This is a genomic window from Planctomycetota bacterium, assembly GCA_021414025.1.
GTDB lineage: Bacteria > Planctomycetota > Phycisphaerae > Phycisphaerales > SM1A02 > SYAC01.
On the sequence record JAIOPG010000002.1, the window covers coordinates 737,316 to 753,153 of the forward strand.

Below are 15,838 nucleotides of genomic sequence, written 5' to 3' on the forward strand. Positions count from 1 at the left end.
CCCGTCGACCGCCGTCGCACCTACCTATGATCGCGTGACAACACGACCCGCGGCTTTCACGGCCGCGGGTTTTCTTTTTCGATTCGGTTCGAAGTCCCTCTAGAGCCTCGGGCTCTTGAGCAGCGCTTCCACGCGCCGCTTGAGCAGACGCACGCGCAGCAGGCTGCGCACGCGGGTGATCAGCTCCAGCTTGTTGACCGGCTTGGTCAGGAAGTCGTCGCAGCCGCACTCCACCGCCCGCTCGAAGTCCCCCACTTCATTCAGCGCCGTCACCATGATGATCACCGTGTCGCGCATCGAAGGGTCCTGCTTCAGCTTGCGGCAGACCTCGAAGCCGCTCATCCGGGGCATCATCACATCCAGCAGGATCAAGTCAGGGCGGCAGCGATGAACGGCCTCGATGGCCTCCACGCCGTCGTGGGCCGTCTCCAGCTTGCATCCCAGCGATTCCAGCCAGGCCTGCATCAACTCGACGTTCTGAAGATTGTCGTCCACCAGCAGCAGAACCGCCCCCTTGAGCTCCTCGTCGGAAGGCTCGCGTTCGATCTCTTGCTCCAGCTCGTCTTGCGGTGTGGCCATGGGGGCATCCTAGCCTGCGTGCGACCCATTTTGGATGGGATGGGAAACGGGCAGGAGCAATTTCGAGAGGAGTTCGACCGGGTGCAGCGCCTCGGCGGCAGTGCCGTCGCGGATCTGATGACGGCAGCTGGTGCCGGCAGCGACGATCACCGCGCCGGGCGCGGCGCGGATCGCCGGAAAGAGGGATTGCTCGCCGATCTTCATGGAAAGGTCGTAGCGGTGCTGCGCGTAGCCGAACGAACCGGCCATGCCGCAGCAGCCGGAGTCGAGGGCCGTCAGTCGAGCGCCGAAGATGCGGCGCAGCAGGCGCGTGCCGGACTCGGAGCCCCACAGGGACTTCTGGTGGCAATGGCCGTGGTAGATCACTTGCTCCTTGACCGACTCGATCTTCGGCCGGCAGGGATGATCCTCCCAACGGGCGTCAAGGAACTCCTCGACCAGCATGCTGCGGGCGGCGAGATCCGCGAGTTGCCTTGCATCGACCTCCATCTTGAGGTCGAGCCAGTCATCCTTGATCGCGCTGAGGCAGGATGGTTCAAGGGCGAGCAGCGCGACCGCATTCTCCTGCTTCAGGCAAGCCAGCAATGCGCGGGCGGTTGCCGCGCAGGTTCCCGAGGCTTCCGCCAGCATTCCCACGCTGATCAGGGTGCGTCCGCAGCAGCCGGCGTCGGGCATCACCACGCGGTAGCCAAAGGCTTCGAGTAATTCCACGGCGTGGCGTGCGATCTGCGTTTCGCCATAGTTGGTGAAGCAATCCGCGAAGAGAAGCACGGTGGGCCGCGAGGAATCTCCGCCGCGCTTGCGCCGCTGGACCCAACGATGGACGGCAGGGCCGAATTTGGGCAGCGTCCGATCGCGGTGAAATCCAATCATGGAGTGCAGCAACGCTTCAAAAGGGTTGAAAGCGAGCATCGCGTTGGCCAGCGGCCACAAGCGCGAGCCCAAGCGGTTGGACTTGCGGATTCGTCCGACCAGTTTCGTCCGGAAGGGAACGCTGCCTTTCACGGCGAATTCCTGGGCCTGGTATTCAGCCTTCAGTTTGGAGATGTCGACGTTGCTCGGGCACTCGCTTTGGCAGGCTTTGCAGGAGAGGCAGAGATCCAGCGTCGCCTTGGTTTCAGGATCGCTCCAGGATTGTCCCGGCGTGCTGAGCCCCGTTTCTGAAATCTGTTGCTCCCCCGCTTTTGACAAGCTCGATTCATTCATCTGCCCCGAGAGCGCCAGCCGCAGCGCGTTGCCGCGACCGCGCGTCGAGTGTCGCTCGTCGAGCGTTGCCCGATACGAAGGACACATCACCCCCGTTGGTTGGGTCCGGCGGCAGAGCCCGGCGCCGTTGCAAGCCTCGACCGCATGTTCGAAGCCCTGCTCTTTCTCGAAGCGGAAGAAGGTGTTGGTCTTGGGCAGCGTGACCTCGCGATCATGCGGCTTCACGCGCAGCGACCTCATCATGCGCGACGGATCGCTGGTGTCGATCAGATTGCCCGGGTTCATCAGGCCGTGGGGATCGAAGATCGCCTTGATCTCGCGGAAGACCTGGCAGAGCTCCTTGCCCAGCACGCGGTCCAGAAGCGGCGTGCGCAGGCGGCCGTCGCCATGCTCTCCCGAAAGCGCGCCGCCATACTTGGCCACCAGATCCGCGACGTCCGAGGCGATCGAAGCGACCTGTGCGCGGCTGGCCTCGTCGGTGATCTTCACCAGCGGCCGGATGTGCAGACAGCCCACGCTGGCATGGGCGTAGTAGGCCGCGGTGGTGCCATGGCGGGTGACGATCGCTTTGAATTCCTCGACGAATCGGAGCAACTTCGCGGGATCGACCGCCGTGTCCTCCACGAAGGTCATGGGTTTGCGGTCGCCGGGAATGTTGTGCAGCAGCGGCTCGCCGGCCTTGCGCAATTTCCAGGCGGTCGCGACGGAATCCAGCGAGAGAAACCGATACATCGCGGCGCCGGGGACGGCCTTGGCCAGCGCGTCGAACCGGGCGTTCAGTTCCGCGTCGCTGGCGCCCTGGTATTCGACGTAGATCACGGCACCAAGATGGCCGCCCCGGGGCACGGGCATCAGATCCACATAGCGGCGGTACTCGGTGTTGTTGCGGGCGGCGTTGAGCACCACATCGTCGATCAGCTCCACCGCGCTGGGCCTGGTGTCGATCATCGCCATGAGCGGCGTGAGCGCCTCGGCGATGCTGGCGAAACCGAGAATGGCCAGCCCCGTGCGCGGCGGCTTGGGAACAATCTTCAGCGTGGCCTCAACCGTCACGCCAAGCGTTCCCTCGGAGCCGCACATGAGATGGGCGAGGTTGACCTGGTCGAAGGTGCCCGGCGTGCTCGACTGGAGCTGCTCCAGCAGCAGATCGATGTTGTAGCCATCGACGTGGCGGAGGATTTTGGGAATGCGTTTGCGAATCTCGTCGGCGTGCGGCATCGCGATCGCCGCGAGTTGTTTGGCGATCGCGTTTTGCACCGGATCCCTGTCACAAGAGCCGCGCGAGAACTTCTGCACGGAGCCATCCGCCAGAACCACGGTCAAGGCGAGCAGATTTTCCACGGTGCGCCCATGCACGATGCTGCGGGCCCCCGCCGAATTGTTGCCGATCATGCCGCCGAGGGTGGCGTGCGAGCTAGTGGCGACATCGGGGCCGAAAATCATGCCGTGCGGCGCGAGGGCCGCGTTCAACTGATCCAGCGTGACGCCGGGTTCAACCGTGGCCGTGCGAGCCGCGACATCGATGGCGCGAATGCCCCGGCAACGGGCGCTCATGTCGATCGCAATCGCTTCATTGACGCACTGGCCGGCCAGGCTCGTGCCGCCGCCACGAGGCAGCATGGGAATCCGCCGCGGCGAGCAGTAGCGAACAAGGTCGATGGCCGCCTCCGGCCGGTTCAGGATCACCACGCCGATCGGCTCCACCTGGTAGATGCTGGCGTCGGTGGCGTAGAGCATGCGGTCATGCTTGCCGAAGCGCACTTCGCCCAGATGCATCGCCCGCAGGTCGTTGGCCGCGCTGCGGCGCAGCTCGGCGAGCGGCGCCAGCATCGGCAATCGAATCGAAGTGGCCGAGTCGGTTGGAGAAACGGGGTGAACGGCGCTCACGGAACCGGGATGGTAGATGGTTCGTCCGGCTTTGGTTTCGCTGAGTCGGGCGGTTTCGGCTTGAGACGCTCGGCGGCGTTGGGAGTTTCCATCGGCTTCGCCTGAGGCTGCAGATCGTCCAGTCGCTCGACGCGGCGTCGATCGCCGACATCCAGCGAAAGCATGCCCGCGGGAATCTCGATCGGATCGAAGGTCATCCGCCATTCCAGGGCCGCGTTCTTGGGAACGCGCGGACCGCTTTCGATGCGGCGCGTCGCGGCGCGAAGTGCGTGGGTGGATTCGCCGACGAAGGTGAGTTCGAGTGTGCCGTTGCTGCCAGCCAGCAACACGATGATCGTTCCGTCATCCTTCTTGACGAAGGATTTCAATGCGACGACGCCCAGTTCCGGGTCGATGGCCTTCCACCAATCTTCGGATGGGCCGCGCAACGCCAAACCCAGCTGCGGCCAGGGACTTTCCGGAATGGCCTGGCGAAATGTGACCGCGGGATCGGTGCCTGCGTCGCGATCGACGGCGGCGTCCATTTCCTTGTGGATGCCCCGCATTCGCTTCGGGTCCACAAGCACGGTCAGATTGTCCTGCTCCAAAGCAAACTTGCGGTCGCTTGCGTCCCAGGCAATCACGCTTGCTTCGGCGTTTCTTTCGGAGGCAAGGTCGCCATCCTGAACCGCGACCGTGACTTTGCAGCGAGCCGCGCCCGCGGAAGAGGCCCAGCTCTTGGCGAGCGCGGCCCAGTTGTCCCCCGCCGCATCCGCGAATGCGCTTTGTGCAAGCACAATCCCCAAGCAACCGGCAACGAATCCAATCCCCCGCTTTGCCAAAACGACCTGAACGATCGGCCTAGAGATCGACATAAATCGGCTCGCATTGAACGATGGTCTTCACCGAGTTGGCAATGAAGCACTCTGCGTGGGCTTCATGGTGCATCTGGTCGATCTGCTCCCGCGTCGGCACAGGAGCGCCGGAAAACCGTACCTCCGGCCTCATCGTGACTGAGGCAACGAACATCTTCCCGTCGGCGTTCTTCGCCATGCTGCCGATGGCGGCGTCGCGGTAGCGGTCGACGCAGAATTTGCGCTTGGCCGCAATGGCCAGGAACCACAGCATGTGACAGCTCGAGAGGGAAGCGATGAACGCTTCCTCGGGATCGATCGCAGCCGCGTCGGACATCGGAACAGGAACGACATCCGGCGACGAAGAGCCCGCGACCTCCAAACCCCCGTCGAAACGAAGCAGGTGCTTCCGGCTGTAGCGCCTGCCAAGAAAGTCCTGCTCGCCGCGGAGCCAAAGAATTTCTGCAGTGCATTGGGTCATGATTCGTGCCTACCTTACCTCAACAGGATGAATCCCTCACATCGGGCGAAGCTGGTCTGCGATGGAGCGGGTTTTGTCGGTGACCACGCCACCTGTGTGCAGCGTGCTCTTGCGTTCGATGAGCATGAGGTGACACTCCTGCTCGGCGACCGGGTTGTGGCGTACACCCTTGGGCACCACGAACATCTCGCCCTCGTCGAGCTCGACCGAGCCGCTTTCCATCTCGATGCGCAGGTGTCCCTTGAGGATCAGAAAGAGCTCGTCCTCGTTTTCGTGGCTGTGCCAGGCCAGCGAGCCGCGGACCTTGGCGACCTTGACGAAGGCGTCGTCGACTTCCGCGATGACCCGCGGCGACCAGAGCTCGGTGAGCGAGGCGGCGATCTGCTTTGGTGACATGGGTTTCATCGTGGCAAACCCAGCCTACCTTTCCTCAATCCAGTAGCGGCGCTTCGGCTTTCCTTGATCCGGCACGCTCACGATGTTCTCGAGCACGCCGCCGTTCTTCTCGATGGTCTTGTACGACCCGACGTTGTCATCGTCGCAGGTCACCAGGACGCGGCGGATGCCAAGTTGCTTGTGCGCGATCTGCAGCGACTGCCGGAGGATCTCGGTGGCATAGCCGCGCCGGCGGAATTCCGGCACGACGGCATAGCCGATGTGCCCGCCCACCCGCTCGAGGAAATCATTCAAGGAGTGGCGAATCGAAGTCCGCCCGACGATGCGGTCGCCCACGAACGCGAAAAGAAAAGTCGACGGCACAAAATTCCGCTGCAAGTTAACGCCCACAGCCTGGTCCGCGACCAGCTTGAGATAGCTGCGAAAGGGCATTCCTTCCGTGTAATAGTGAAGGAAGTGCGGAAAGTCCGGCGACGTGGCGTGGTGGGCGCGCAGAAACTCCGCCTCTTCATCGACGTGCGGCAGGCGAAGTTTCAGTTGCAAACTCACCCCTTCGTCGACAGCGCCTTCTCGACATCCTTCTTCAGGTTCTCAACGGCGTTCGCGTCAAATCCAAGGTGCGTCGCCGCGATCTTGCCGTCCGGCCCGATGACCACGGTGAAGGGAATGCCCGTCAGCTGGAAATCCTTGCCCGCCTTGTCGTCGACATCCACCAGCGTCGGCACGGTGAAGGCCTTGTTCTTCCAGAAGTCGGCGACCATCTTGATGCGCTCCTCCGGCTTGCTCGGGTCGGAGCGCTCCATCACGTCCACGGCATAGACCACGATCGGCTTGCCGCTCTCGGCCGCCCACTTCGCGAAGGTGTCCAGCAGCGGCAGACCCTGCATGCAGGGCTTGCACCAGGTCGCCCAGAAATCAAGCACCACGACCTTGCCCTTGAGATCCGCCAGCGAAACGGTCTTGCCATCGGTGGTGGCCAGCGTGAAGTTCGGAGCGTCGTCGCCTGTGTCAAACGCCTGGTCGATCGCCTCGAGCGAATCCTTCATCTTGCGGCCCGCGGGATCGAAGGCAATCGGCGTGGTGAAGCCGTTGTCGTAGACCTTGCGCTCGAACGACACCGTCATCGGCAGGCGCATTCCCGCCGGGAACTGCGGATTGGTCAGCGACAAGTCCAGCGAGTCGATCAGTCCGCTCTTGGGATCGAGGTTGGCCACCACTTCGGTGCCCGCCGGATCGACCAGCAGCACTTGGTCAGGCTTGCCATCCTTGCCCGCGCGGAAACCCGTCGGCACGATGTCCGGGCACTGGCCCAGCGTCAGCGCCGAAGCGGATTCGGATTGATCGCCGCCGATCAAAATCAGCGACGGCAGCGGCAGCTTGCCACCCATCACATCGCCGATCGCCTTGACCGCGGTGCCCTCCGCCTTGATCTGCGCGTACTTCGGCCGTCCATCCATTTCCACATAGACCTGGTCCTTCAGGCGGGTGATGGTGATGCCGGGCATGACCACTTTGGCGTCGCCGCCCTTGCTGGCCATGAGCTGCACCTTTTGATCCTGCCCCTGGAACTGCGGCGAGCGGATGGTCATGGTCTCTTCGACCGCCGGCAGCGCGCCGTACTTCGCCGTCAGCCCGTGCACCGTTTCAACGGCCTTCTTCATGGACTCTGGGGATTTCTCCTCCGCGGTCCAGGTGGTCGAAGGCGCAGGCGACTTGAACTCCGGCGGAATGTCCATCGGGGCGCCCGCGGGCGGAGGCATGTCGCTTGGAATCGCCGGCGCATCGGGCGGAGTCGGCGGCGGAGTCGTGGGAGCTGCGGGAGGCGCGCTGGGTGTCGAGCTCGGCATGGTCTGGGCCATGGCAAAAGGCACCGCGGTCAGACCGGCGCAGAGAACGAGAGCGGCGAACGCGGACGACTTGGACAACGTGGACTTTTTCACTTGCAGACTCCTGATGGAAATTTTGTGACGACTCAAACCGGACCGATACAGCGACCGATCGCCGTTTGGTCCAGCGATTCGACGAGCGAGTGTACGCTCATTTTTTGAGTTGGAAGTATCAAATCTCCGGCGAGCTCGGAGAGCGGTTTGAGCACAAATTGCCGCCCGAACATGCGCGGATGGGGCAGTTGCAGCCCCGGCTCGTTCACCAGGTGCTTGCCGACAAACAGCAAGTCGAGGTCGATGGTCCGCGGGCCGCCCTCGCCCTCCTGGTCGCGGTCTCGCCCCAGAGATTTTTCGATGCGCATGCAGCCGGCCAGCAGCTCCCGCGGCGAATGCGGCGACCACCCCGTGACCACGGCGTTGAGAAACATGCCCCCCGCGTGTTCGCCCACCGCGACCGTTTCATACACGGAACTGGTGTTGACGCTGGTCAGCACGCGTTGATCGATGATCGCCTTCACAGCCTGCCGCAGCAGGCTCTGCCGGTCGCCCATGTTGGATCCCAGCGCGATGCCGACAAATTCGCCTTGAAAAATCATTTCTTCCACTCCCAGATGATCGGCGCGGCGAAGGCCTCCTTGCCAAGCAACGCAAATCGCAGCAGGGCCAGCGCGCTCTTGGCCGAGCGATCGCGGATGGAGGCGCGGTCGCCGGGGAAGCGGAAGTGCTTCACCGCTTCGAAGCGCGGCCCGCTGATGGCGATGAAAACGTCGCCCACTGGTTTCGCGGCACTTCCGCCCGTCGGGCCCGCGATGCCGGTGATGCTCGCGGCCCATTCTGTTTTCAGAAGTCCGGCGCACCCCCGCGCCATCGCCAGCGCCACTTCCGCGCTGACCGCGCCATGCTCGGCCAGCATGTCGCCCGGCACCTGCAGCAGGTCGATCTTGGCGCTGTTGGCGTATGTGACGGCGCCGCCCGCGAACCATTCACTCGATCCGCTCTCCGCCGTCACCAATCCAGCCGTCAATCCGCCGGTGCAACTCTCCGCCAGCGAGAGCCGCTCCCCCCGCTTGAGCAGCAATTTTCCCAGCGATCCGGCGAGAGTCGTTTCATCGCGACCGAAGGCATAGGGCGCCCACAATTTCTCGACTTCAGCGGCCACGCGGCTCATGGCGCCGGGCTCGGCGGCCTCGCCCACGCCGCGGATCCGTGCCGAGACGATCGATCCGCTGGCGGTGGTGCCGATGAGCGGGTTCTGCTCGCGGCCCATGCGATCTCCCAGAAGTTCGGCGAGAAAACTTTCCCCCTGTCCGAAGGCGTGAACCGCCGAAGTCGACATAGCCGCCCTTGGCAGATGCGGCGCAACCTCCACGTCGAACATCGGCTTCATCTCGTTGGGCGGACCGGGCAGGCACCAGATCTGCGCCGCGCCGATCTTCGCGCTCAGGCCGGGCGCCGTTCCCTGCGCATTGGGCAGGCAGCGCGAACCCCGGGGCCGCAGCGCCTGCACCTTGTTGATGGCAGGCATGGCGCGGTCGCGGTGCTTGAACCAGCGGTCGAGTGAGAGCAACGCCTCCGCATCCACCTCCAGAGGCTCGGCCACATCCATCGCGCGGCGCAGCGCCTCGCGGGTGAGATCGTCCTCGGTGGGGCCAAGCCCGCCGGTCATGACCACAATGTCGTAGCGCGAGGCGAAGGCCCGCAGCGCCAACTCGACGGCCACCAGGTCATCCATCACGGTGCGGAACTCGCAGACCAGCACGCCCCGGGCGGCGAACTGCGCCGCCAGCCACTTGGCGTTGGTGTCCTGCGTCTGGCCCAGCATGAGCTCGTCGCCGACGGAAATGATCGCGGCGCTCACGCCGCTTTGTGGCTGGCCGCCTGGTCCACGATCCACTGGTAATTCTCCTGAAAATAGGGGGCGAAGATGCGCCGCAGCGAATCGGTCGGGGCGTTCTGCTCCGGCCAGAGCCCCTTGTCCTTCCACTCGCCGCGAAGCCATCCGTCGCGGAGCATCTTGAGATTGTCGATGTCGCCCAGCGGGCGCGGACCTTCGGGTGTGGCCATCGTCGGCAGCGCATCGAATTTCTCCAGCCAGCTCTTGAGCTGCGGGTCGCTCACATCCGAGGCGCGGACCAATCCGTGGTTCTCCTTCGGATAAGCCGGATGCGCCGCGATCGCCTGCCACGCGGCCTTCAAATCCTTGTGCGAATCCATCGCCATGGTTTGAAAGAGCAGCGGAATGAACGAGCGCATGCTGGAGTTGTCCACCTTGGGCGCCGTGGCGATGGCGACCGGATCGACCTGGTCGATGAATTGCGCCATCTCACTGGTGTAGAGCGAGCGCATCACCGGCATGCGGCGCAGCTCGAACTGGCCGGGGCCTCCCGGCGTGCCCTGACGAAATTGCCAGAGCCGCTGGGCATCCTTGGAAAGACAGAACTCCATGAAGCGGATCGCGGTCTCGCGGTGCGGCGGGTTGCGCAGCATGGCGACCGGATCAGGATCGACCGAACTCTGCCCGAGCGGCGCGATAAAGATGACCTGCGGCTCGGTGCCCGGCCGACCCGCTTCCACGGCGGCCTCGATCATGGTCTGCGTCTGGAAGCGCGCGTTGAAGTCGATGGTGATTCCGGCGGCCGCATCCCCTGCTGCGACATCGATCGAGACTCGCGGACTGCTGGCCGCGAAACCGCGGGCGTTGGCGGCGGTGCGGCGCAGGATCGCCAGGCCATCGAGCCAGCTGGTCTGCTGCGTGATTGCCTCGAAGGCGGTGAGCACGCTTCCTGATTGCGAGGGATTGACGATGCTGATCCAGCCAAAAAGGCGAGGATCCGCCAGGTCGCTCCAGGTTTTCAGCGGCTCCACATGAAGATGCTCGAGCACTTGCAGGTTCATCACGATGCCGAAGGTGGAGAGCGCCACTCCATACCAGTAGCCCTTGGGGTCGTAGAGCTTTTGCCCGGCGATGTCGGTCATCTCGTAGCAGCCCTGCACCAGAGCCGCGGGCAACTCCACGGGTTCAAGAATGGTGGCCGTCTTGGTCTCACCGCCGACCGTGACTGAGACCGGCTTCTTCAGCGTGTCGAACTCGTAGCTGCCGCCGCCGAAGATCAGGTCCGCGTCGCCGCCGACCTCAAGGCCTTGGCGCAGGCGCGACTCCCACGCGGCGGTGAGCATCCGGCGGATCTCGACGGCGCCACCCGGCGTGCTCCAGAGGACATCGGCGGGCTCGCCGTAGTTCTTCTCATGCCAGGTGCGGAAAGCGCGGGCAAACTCGTAACGGATCTGCTCGTTGTTGGGCGTCACGATCACCACTTCGCGGGTCGCACGCGCCGAAGCCGGTGCGTTGGAACCGCTCGGCCTCAGCAGCAGCGGCGTCGCCAGCAAACCCACGAACGCGGCTGCCAGCAGGACAAGACGAGTCATGCTCGGCGGCCACATGCGGATCGTTGGAATGCGCGGCTCATCAAGCGCTGCCGACTTTGGAAGTTTGCCCTTGCAGGCCCGCCGCCATTTCCTTTGCAAAATCCCTTGCCGCCTTGGCCACATGCTGCGACCACTCGCCCTCCTGCCCGTCGAAGGCCTGCATGACCGAGCGGCTTGCGGAGATCAAGGCGCCGCGTCCATGAATGAAGCAGCTCAGCGCATCGGCCATGCTTCCGCCCTGGGCACCGAACCCCGGCACCAGGAAAGGCGTGTGGGGCATGCGCCGCCGCAACTGCTCGGCATCGGCTGCCTTGGTGGCGCCGACCACGGCGCCGAGCGAACTGAAACCGCACTCGCCCTTGAAGGGCTCGCCTGCGGAGGCGACCAGATCGCCCACGCTCTCGGCGACGGTGCGTCCATCGGCCAGCTTTTGACTTTGCAGCGCGTCGCCCGAGGGATTGCTGGTCCGCACCAGCGCAAAGACTCCGATGCCCGCCTTCAGGAATGGAAGGAAACCGTCCGTGCCCAGATAGGTGTTGGCGGTCACCCAGTCGGCGCGGAACTCATGCTTGGCGGCGGCGGCGTAGTGCTCGGTGCTCAGGCCGATGTCGCCGCGCTTCCAGTCCAGGATCACCAGGAACTTGCCGCGCGCATGGGTCAGCAATTTCATCAACGCGGTCATGCCTGCCGCGCCGTAGCGCTCGAAGCAGGCCGACTGGAACTTGACCGCCGGAACGTGCTGCTCAATCGCGTCCAGGAAAGTGTGCCCCCAATGCTCGAAGGCATGCGCCGGATCCTGACGCTGACAGGTCGGCGGCAGGCGGTCGAAGACCGGATCAATGCCCACGCACACCGGGGAGTTTCGCTTGTGAACCCAATACTCGAGCCGGTCTGCGGGGTGCATGTGATGGGGCATGGCCCGCATGATAGAGGCACCACGAGAAGCCTCGCCCATCCATCGCGCGTCGGTGCCCGCTTGGGTTTCGATCGATTTTGCCTAGGATGGAGCCATGCACGCTCACGACGAGACCTCCGAACCGCCGCCCAAGGCCCTTCACCTGGAGAAATCCAGGGGGCTCACCGTGACGTGGCGCGACGGCACTCAGGGCTTTATCGATGTGGGCACGCTCCGCCGCATGAGCCAGAGCGCCGACGCGCGACAGGAGCGAGAGTCGATGGCGACCAATCCCCTGCACATCATGAAGCATGCCTCGCCGGGCCCGCTGGCCGCCGTTGGTGCCGAGCTGGTGGGCAACTATGCCGTGCGGATTCGCTTTTCCGATGGACACGACACGGGGCTCTTTGCCTGGGCTTACCTGCGGTCACTGGCCCAGGCCCCGCCCATTCCCTCTGCCTGAGGCGCAACTCACGCCAAGTAAGCGAGTTCGGCGGGATTCCCGACCGTTGATCGCCATTGGAACTCTTGCGACCGGCGCCGAGTCGAGTTCCAACTTCAGTTCCAGCCGGCGAGTTGTCTCAAATCCCCTTTGGACTTTGTGCATCATTCCGCGCGATTTCGCCGATGTTTCTGTGCGTCCATTCCGTCGGCCGCCTCAATCAGCATCTTTCTCCCCTCCGCCCCGTCGACCGCGCAATTTTGTCGACGGGGTTTGTTCATTCAACGGCCATGCGGGTACTAATCTCGCCATGCGAATGAGAACCGCGTCGCCGTGCATTTTTTCCAGGGCCTCGGCGTTGGCTCGCGTCATGCAACCAACCGCTTTCGCGCTTCTCGCCTCGCTGCTGTGCGCCGCTGCTGCGCCCGCTTCGCCGCCGCCCTTCATCCGCGAGGGCAAGCCCTACATCGACCAGCAGGTCGTTCCCGTGGAATTGCCGCCGCGACCCTTCCGCATTGCGATCCTTCCCGACCGCACCACCGGCCGCGACTGGGGTTTGCCCTATCTCGAGGCTGCGGTGCGTGACCTCAACCGCATCGAGCCCGACGCGGTCTTCAACATTGGCGACATGGTGCAGGGCTACACCCGCGACGCGGCCGAGTGGGAGCGCCAGCTGGCCCAGTACCAGGCCATCACCAGCAAGATCAACGCGCCCTTCCTGCCTGTGCCCGGCAACCACGACGTGAACAGCGGCTCGCGCGAGAAAGGCGACCGCACCTTCGCCGACCTCTACCTGCAGCGCATCGCGCCGCTGCAGTACATGGCGGAGCTCGATGGCGCCAGCGTGATCGTGATGTTTTCCGACGAGGGCCTGGGCGACGGCGTGATGCAGGTCAGCGAGGGCCAGCGCAACTTTCTGCAGACTTCGCTGGACCGCGCGGCGAAGCGCGGCAAGCCGATCATGGTGCTGATGCATCGTCCGCTCTGGCTCTCCGACAATTTGAAGTGGTGGGAGACGATCCACCCGATGCTGGTCAAGGCGGGCGTGGATGCGGTGATCGCGGGACACCTGCATTTCCTGCTGGATGAGCCCGATCGCGACGGCATCAAATACCTGGTGGTCGGCACCTGCGGCGGCTCCATCGACCAGCACCCGCTGGCCGGGCAATTGCAGCATCTGACCTTCGTGCAGATCGCTCCCGAGGGAAAGCTGGAGATCTACCACCAGCCCGTCGGCATGACGCTGCCCGAGGATTTCGTGGTGCATGCCGATCAGGAGTGCGTCTACAAGCTGCGCGACAATCCCGGCTGCCTGACGCTCGAAGGCGCGCTGCCCGACTCCTGGAATGCCAAGACTCCCGTGAGCGGCACCGTCACGCTGAAGGTGAAGAACCCCCTCGACAAGACCATCTCCATCACGACCTCCATCGCGCGCGACCCGTCGCCGTGGATCGTCGACGGCGAGATGTTCGTCAGCCGCACGCCGGTCGATGCCTTCAACCCCTTCACCACCGATGCCGGCACCGCGTGGACGCTTGAGGCGCCGGCGAGCATCGTGGTGCCCGCCAAGGGATCGATCGAGATTCCGCTGACGCTCAAGAGCGCGCCGACCAAGGATCCGCGGCAGCCGCCGACGATCGAGTGCGTGGTCAAGATGAAAGACTCCAAGGGGCGCTCCGTGCCAACCTTCATTCCCCTGCGGCCCGACATCGAGCGCACTGTGAATGTGTCCGCCAATCCGCGCAAGCCCGCCGGCAAGGTGCCGATCTCCTCGTGGAAACCCTCCCCTTTCGACTCGCTCGAGAACGATCCCACCGTGCGCTTCTCAAGCTCGGGCGTGAATGGCCAGCCGATCGTGCTGCGCATCGAGGTGCCCGACCAGATCCAGAGCGGCTACCCGCAGGACAAGCGCGACGTGGAGGCACGGCGGAAGAATCCCGCCGCCGACGCCGTGGACATCCGCTGGGAGGACGCCCAGGGCAAGGCCTGGTGCATGGTTGAACCCTTCACACCGTGGAGCGAGTCCAGCCGCAAGGAATGGAAGCCGGTGACCCGCACGGGCTCGCTCGAAGGGTCGCCCGGCTGGTGGCTCGAGGTGGAACTTCCTGATTCCACCCGAACCGTCAACGTGGGAGTTGCGGACAATGACCAGACCTATCACACGCAATGGCGGTGGATGGTTTCGGAGAAGCGCCTCGCCCCGCTGGCGGCTTCGGCGGATCGCTGAACGTTCGCCCGCGCATTGCCTTTCTCGTATGATGCCCCTGACTCTTGACGGACCACGCTGGATTCGGTTTTAATACTCAGACGGAGACCCCACCATGAAGAAGATCATTCTCGCCCTCACGACCCTCTCGCTCCTTTCACTCGTCGCCTGCGGCGGCGGAGGCAGCGGCGGCAAGGTCGCCGTCACCCCGCGCAAGGTCGACACGACCAACAAGGTCACCAAGAGCGCCGGCGGCGGATTGAAGGCCAAAGAAGGCGAAGAGCCGGCAACCACAAAAAAGGGTGGCTGATTCCAAGACTCGCGACGGCTTCGCGGAAGTCGCTGCCTGCGCGGACACTCGGAGTTCAATCCCATCTTTGAAGGAGATGCGCCCATGAAGAAATTCATTCTTTCCGTTGCCGCGATTTCGATGCTTTCTCTCGTTGCCTGCGATGACAAACCCAAGGCCACGCCGCGCACCGTTCAAAATCCAGGATCAGCAGATGGGCCGAAAGCCGGTGGCGGATTGAAACCCAAGGATGGGGAACTGCCTGCGGGCACACCGCCCGCGACCCCACCTGCAACTGCGCCAACGACTCCGCCGACAACTCCGCCGGTCAAGAAGCCCGGCTGATCAACCCGGCGGGCCGCCTTGGCCGATCCGTCACGATCCCAATCGATAGGGCTGAGTTTCGCTCAGCTGGGTCTCACCGCGCATCAGATCGGCCGAGTCCATTCCAGAAGCCGTTGTCCACTTGACCGTCCTGGTTGAAATCGTCGAGTTCGGTTGAATCGAGGGCCTCAGTGTGCCCGTCGCAAAACACTATGTTGATCTTGCCGCTGTTGCGCGGCGCCGGTGTGGCGCGGCAAATCGGATCGCCGGGCGTGCTCGCCGTCGCACCATTCTCCCCCTTCATCACGCCGTCGCCACCGCCCTGGTAGCCGTAGTTGCTCGAACCCGTGGGGCCGCCATTCACTCTGCGGCACCCTTTGGAACCGAAGTCCTTCGAGGCAAGCGGCGGATCGAGGGCATAGACCCCGTTCTTGGTCCAGGGCGACTCCATGGTTTGCCCGCCGGAATTATCGATGCCTTCGGCCTTGGTGCCGTTGGTGTCTCCGATGCAAATCGTCCGTGATGGCGCGCCGATCATCGAGCCGGTTCGAGCATGGAAAGGCTGGTTGTAAGGCTCGGTCCAGGCGGCGTTGTGACGGCCGTTGCCGAGATAGTGATAGTTGAATCCGTAGCCGCCCCAGGTCATGTCCAGATTGTGCGCAAAGGGCGTCAGCATGCGCTGGCGATCATCGTCGGTAAGCAGCGGACTGAGGTAGACCTCCTGGATCGACATGTAGGGCCAGAGGGCGTCGGACCATCGGATGCGCGGCGTTGGAGGAGCCGGATAGGCCCCCGCGGGATAGTGTCCCTTGTTGTCGGCGATGTACAGCTGAATTCCCATGCCCAGCTGACGCAGGTTGTTCATCGACCGATTGCCGCGAAAGGACATCATGGCGTGGCCGATGCTCGGCACCAGAATCGCGATCAACAGCGCAAGGATGGTGATCATCACCAGGAGCTCGACAAGTGTGAACGCGGATCGTCGCAT

At 64.0% G+C, this 15,838-nt stretch carries 16 protein-coding genes; 4 read left to right on the forward strand and 12 right to left on the reverse strand.

From position 1 onward, the window contains the following. Window positions 1–99: 99 nt before the first annotated feature. The 11 genes from K8R92_03900 to pyrF form a co-directional block, all read right to left on the reverse strand. A complete protein-coding gene (locus tag K8R92_03900) occupies window positions 100–579 on the reverse strand; it encodes a response regulator (GenBank protein MCE9619035.1) in 480 nt (159 codons plus the stop codon). A 9-nt stretch (window positions 580–588) separates the two neighbouring features. Continuing rightward, window positions 589–3,672: an FAD-binding protein gene (locus tag K8R92_03905; protein MCE9619036.1), complete on the reverse strand. Its 3,084-nt coding sequence runs from the start codon at window positions 3,670–3,672 to the stop codon at window positions 589–591. Further along, the gene (locus tag K8R92_03910) at window positions 3,669–4,448 is read right to left on the reverse strand and encodes a hypothetical protein (protein MCE9619037.1); all 780 of its coding nucleotides are present in this window, start codon (window positions 4,446–4,448) and stop codon (window positions 3,669–3,671) included. The genes K8R92_03905 and K8R92_03910 overlap by 4 nt, the downstream gene beginning before the upstream one ends. Window positions 4,449–4,512: 64 nt before the next feature. Next, window positions 4,513–4,986: an OsmC family protein gene (locus tag K8R92_03915; protein MCE9619038.1), complete on the reverse strand. Its 474-nt coding sequence runs from the start codon at window positions 4,984–4,986 to the stop codon at window positions 4,513–4,515. Between the two features lie 36 nt (window positions 4,987–5,022). After that, complete coding sequence (locus K8R92_03920; protein ID MCE9619039.1) at window positions 5,023–5,391, reverse strand: cupin domain-containing protein; 369 nt, start codon at window positions 5,389–5,391, stop codon at window positions 5,023–5,025. Window positions 5,392–5,406: 15 nt separating this feature from the next. Beyond that, window positions 5,407–5,814, reverse strand: coding sequence for a GNAT family N-acetyltransferase (locus K8R92_03925; protein ID MCE9619040.1), 408 nt, complete (start codon window positions 5,812–5,814; stop codon window positions 5,407–5,409). A gap of 113 nt (window positions 5,815–5,927) precedes the next feature. After that, on the reverse strand, window positions 5,928–7,322 hold the full coding sequence (locus K8R92_03930; GenBank protein ID MCE9619041.1) for a TlpA family protein disulfide reductase: 1,395 nt from the start codon (window positions 7,320–7,322) through the stop codon (window positions 5,928–5,930). A 32-nt stretch (window positions 7,323–7,354) separates the two neighbouring features. Then, window positions 7,355–7,864 (reverse strand): 2-amino-4-hydroxy-6-hydroxymethyldihydropteridine diphosphokinase, encoded by a 510-nt coding sequence (gene folK / locus K8R92_03935; protein ID MCE9619042.1) that lies wholly within the window; start codon window positions 7,862–7,864, stop codon window positions 7,355–7,357. Further along, window positions 7,861–9,162: a CinA family nicotinamide mononucleotide deamidase-related protein gene (locus K8R92_03940; protein ID MCE9619043.1), complete on the reverse strand. Its 1,302-nt coding sequence runs from the start codon at window positions 9,160–9,162 to the stop codon at window positions 7,861–7,863. Before K8R92_03940 ends, folK begins: the two co-directional genes overlap by 4 nt. Further along, a complete protein-coding gene (locus tag K8R92_03945; GenBank protein ID MCE9619044.1) occupies window positions 9,123–10,694 on the reverse strand; it encodes an extracellular solute-binding protein in 1,572 nt (523 codons plus the stop codon). Before K8R92_03945 ends, K8R92_03940 begins: the two co-directional genes overlap by 40 nt. 40 nt (window positions 10,695–10,734) lie before the next feature. Continuing rightward, window positions 10,735–11,610, reverse strand: coding sequence for an orotidine-5'-phosphate decarboxylase (gene pyrF / locus K8R92_03950; GenBank protein ID MCE9619045.1), 876 nt, complete (start codon window positions 11,608–11,610; stop codon window positions 10,735–10,737). 94 nt (window positions 11,611–11,704) lie between these two features. On the opposite strand from pyrF, the gene K8R92_03955 reads away from it, so the two are divergent. From K8R92_03955 to K8R92_03970, 4 genes are all read left to right on the forward strand, one after another. Beyond that, on the forward strand, window positions 11,705–12,052 hold the full coding sequence (locus K8R92_03955; GenBank protein ID MCE9619046.1) for a DUF971 domain-containing protein: 348 nt from the start codon (window positions 11,705–11,707) through the stop codon (window positions 12,050–12,052). A gap of 349 nt (window positions 12,053–12,401) precedes the next feature. Beyond that, a complete protein-coding gene (locus K8R92_03960) occupies window positions 12,402–14,258 on the forward strand; it encodes a metallophosphoesterase (GenBank protein ID MCE9619047.1) in 1,857 nt (618 codons plus the stop codon). Between the two features lie 94 nt (window positions 14,259–14,352). Next, complete coding sequence (locus K8R92_03965) at window positions 14,353–14,547, forward strand: hypothetical protein (GenBank protein MCE9619048.1); 195 nt, start codon at window positions 14,353–14,355, stop codon at window positions 14,545–14,547. An 84-nt stretch (window positions 14,548–14,631) separates the two neighbouring features. Continuing rightward, a complete protein-coding gene (locus K8R92_03970; GenBank protein MCE9619049.1) occupies window positions 14,632–14,871 on the forward strand; it encodes a hypothetical protein in 240 nt (79 codons plus the stop codon). 73 nt (window positions 14,872–14,944) lie between these two features. Here K8R92_03970 and K8R92_03975 read toward each other — a convergent pair whose 3' ends face one another. Beyond that, window positions 14,945–15,838: a DUF1559 domain-containing protein gene (locus K8R92_03975; GenBank protein ID MCE9619050.1), complete on the reverse strand. Its 894-nt coding sequence runs from the start codon at window positions 15,836–15,838 to the stop codon at window positions 14,945–14,947.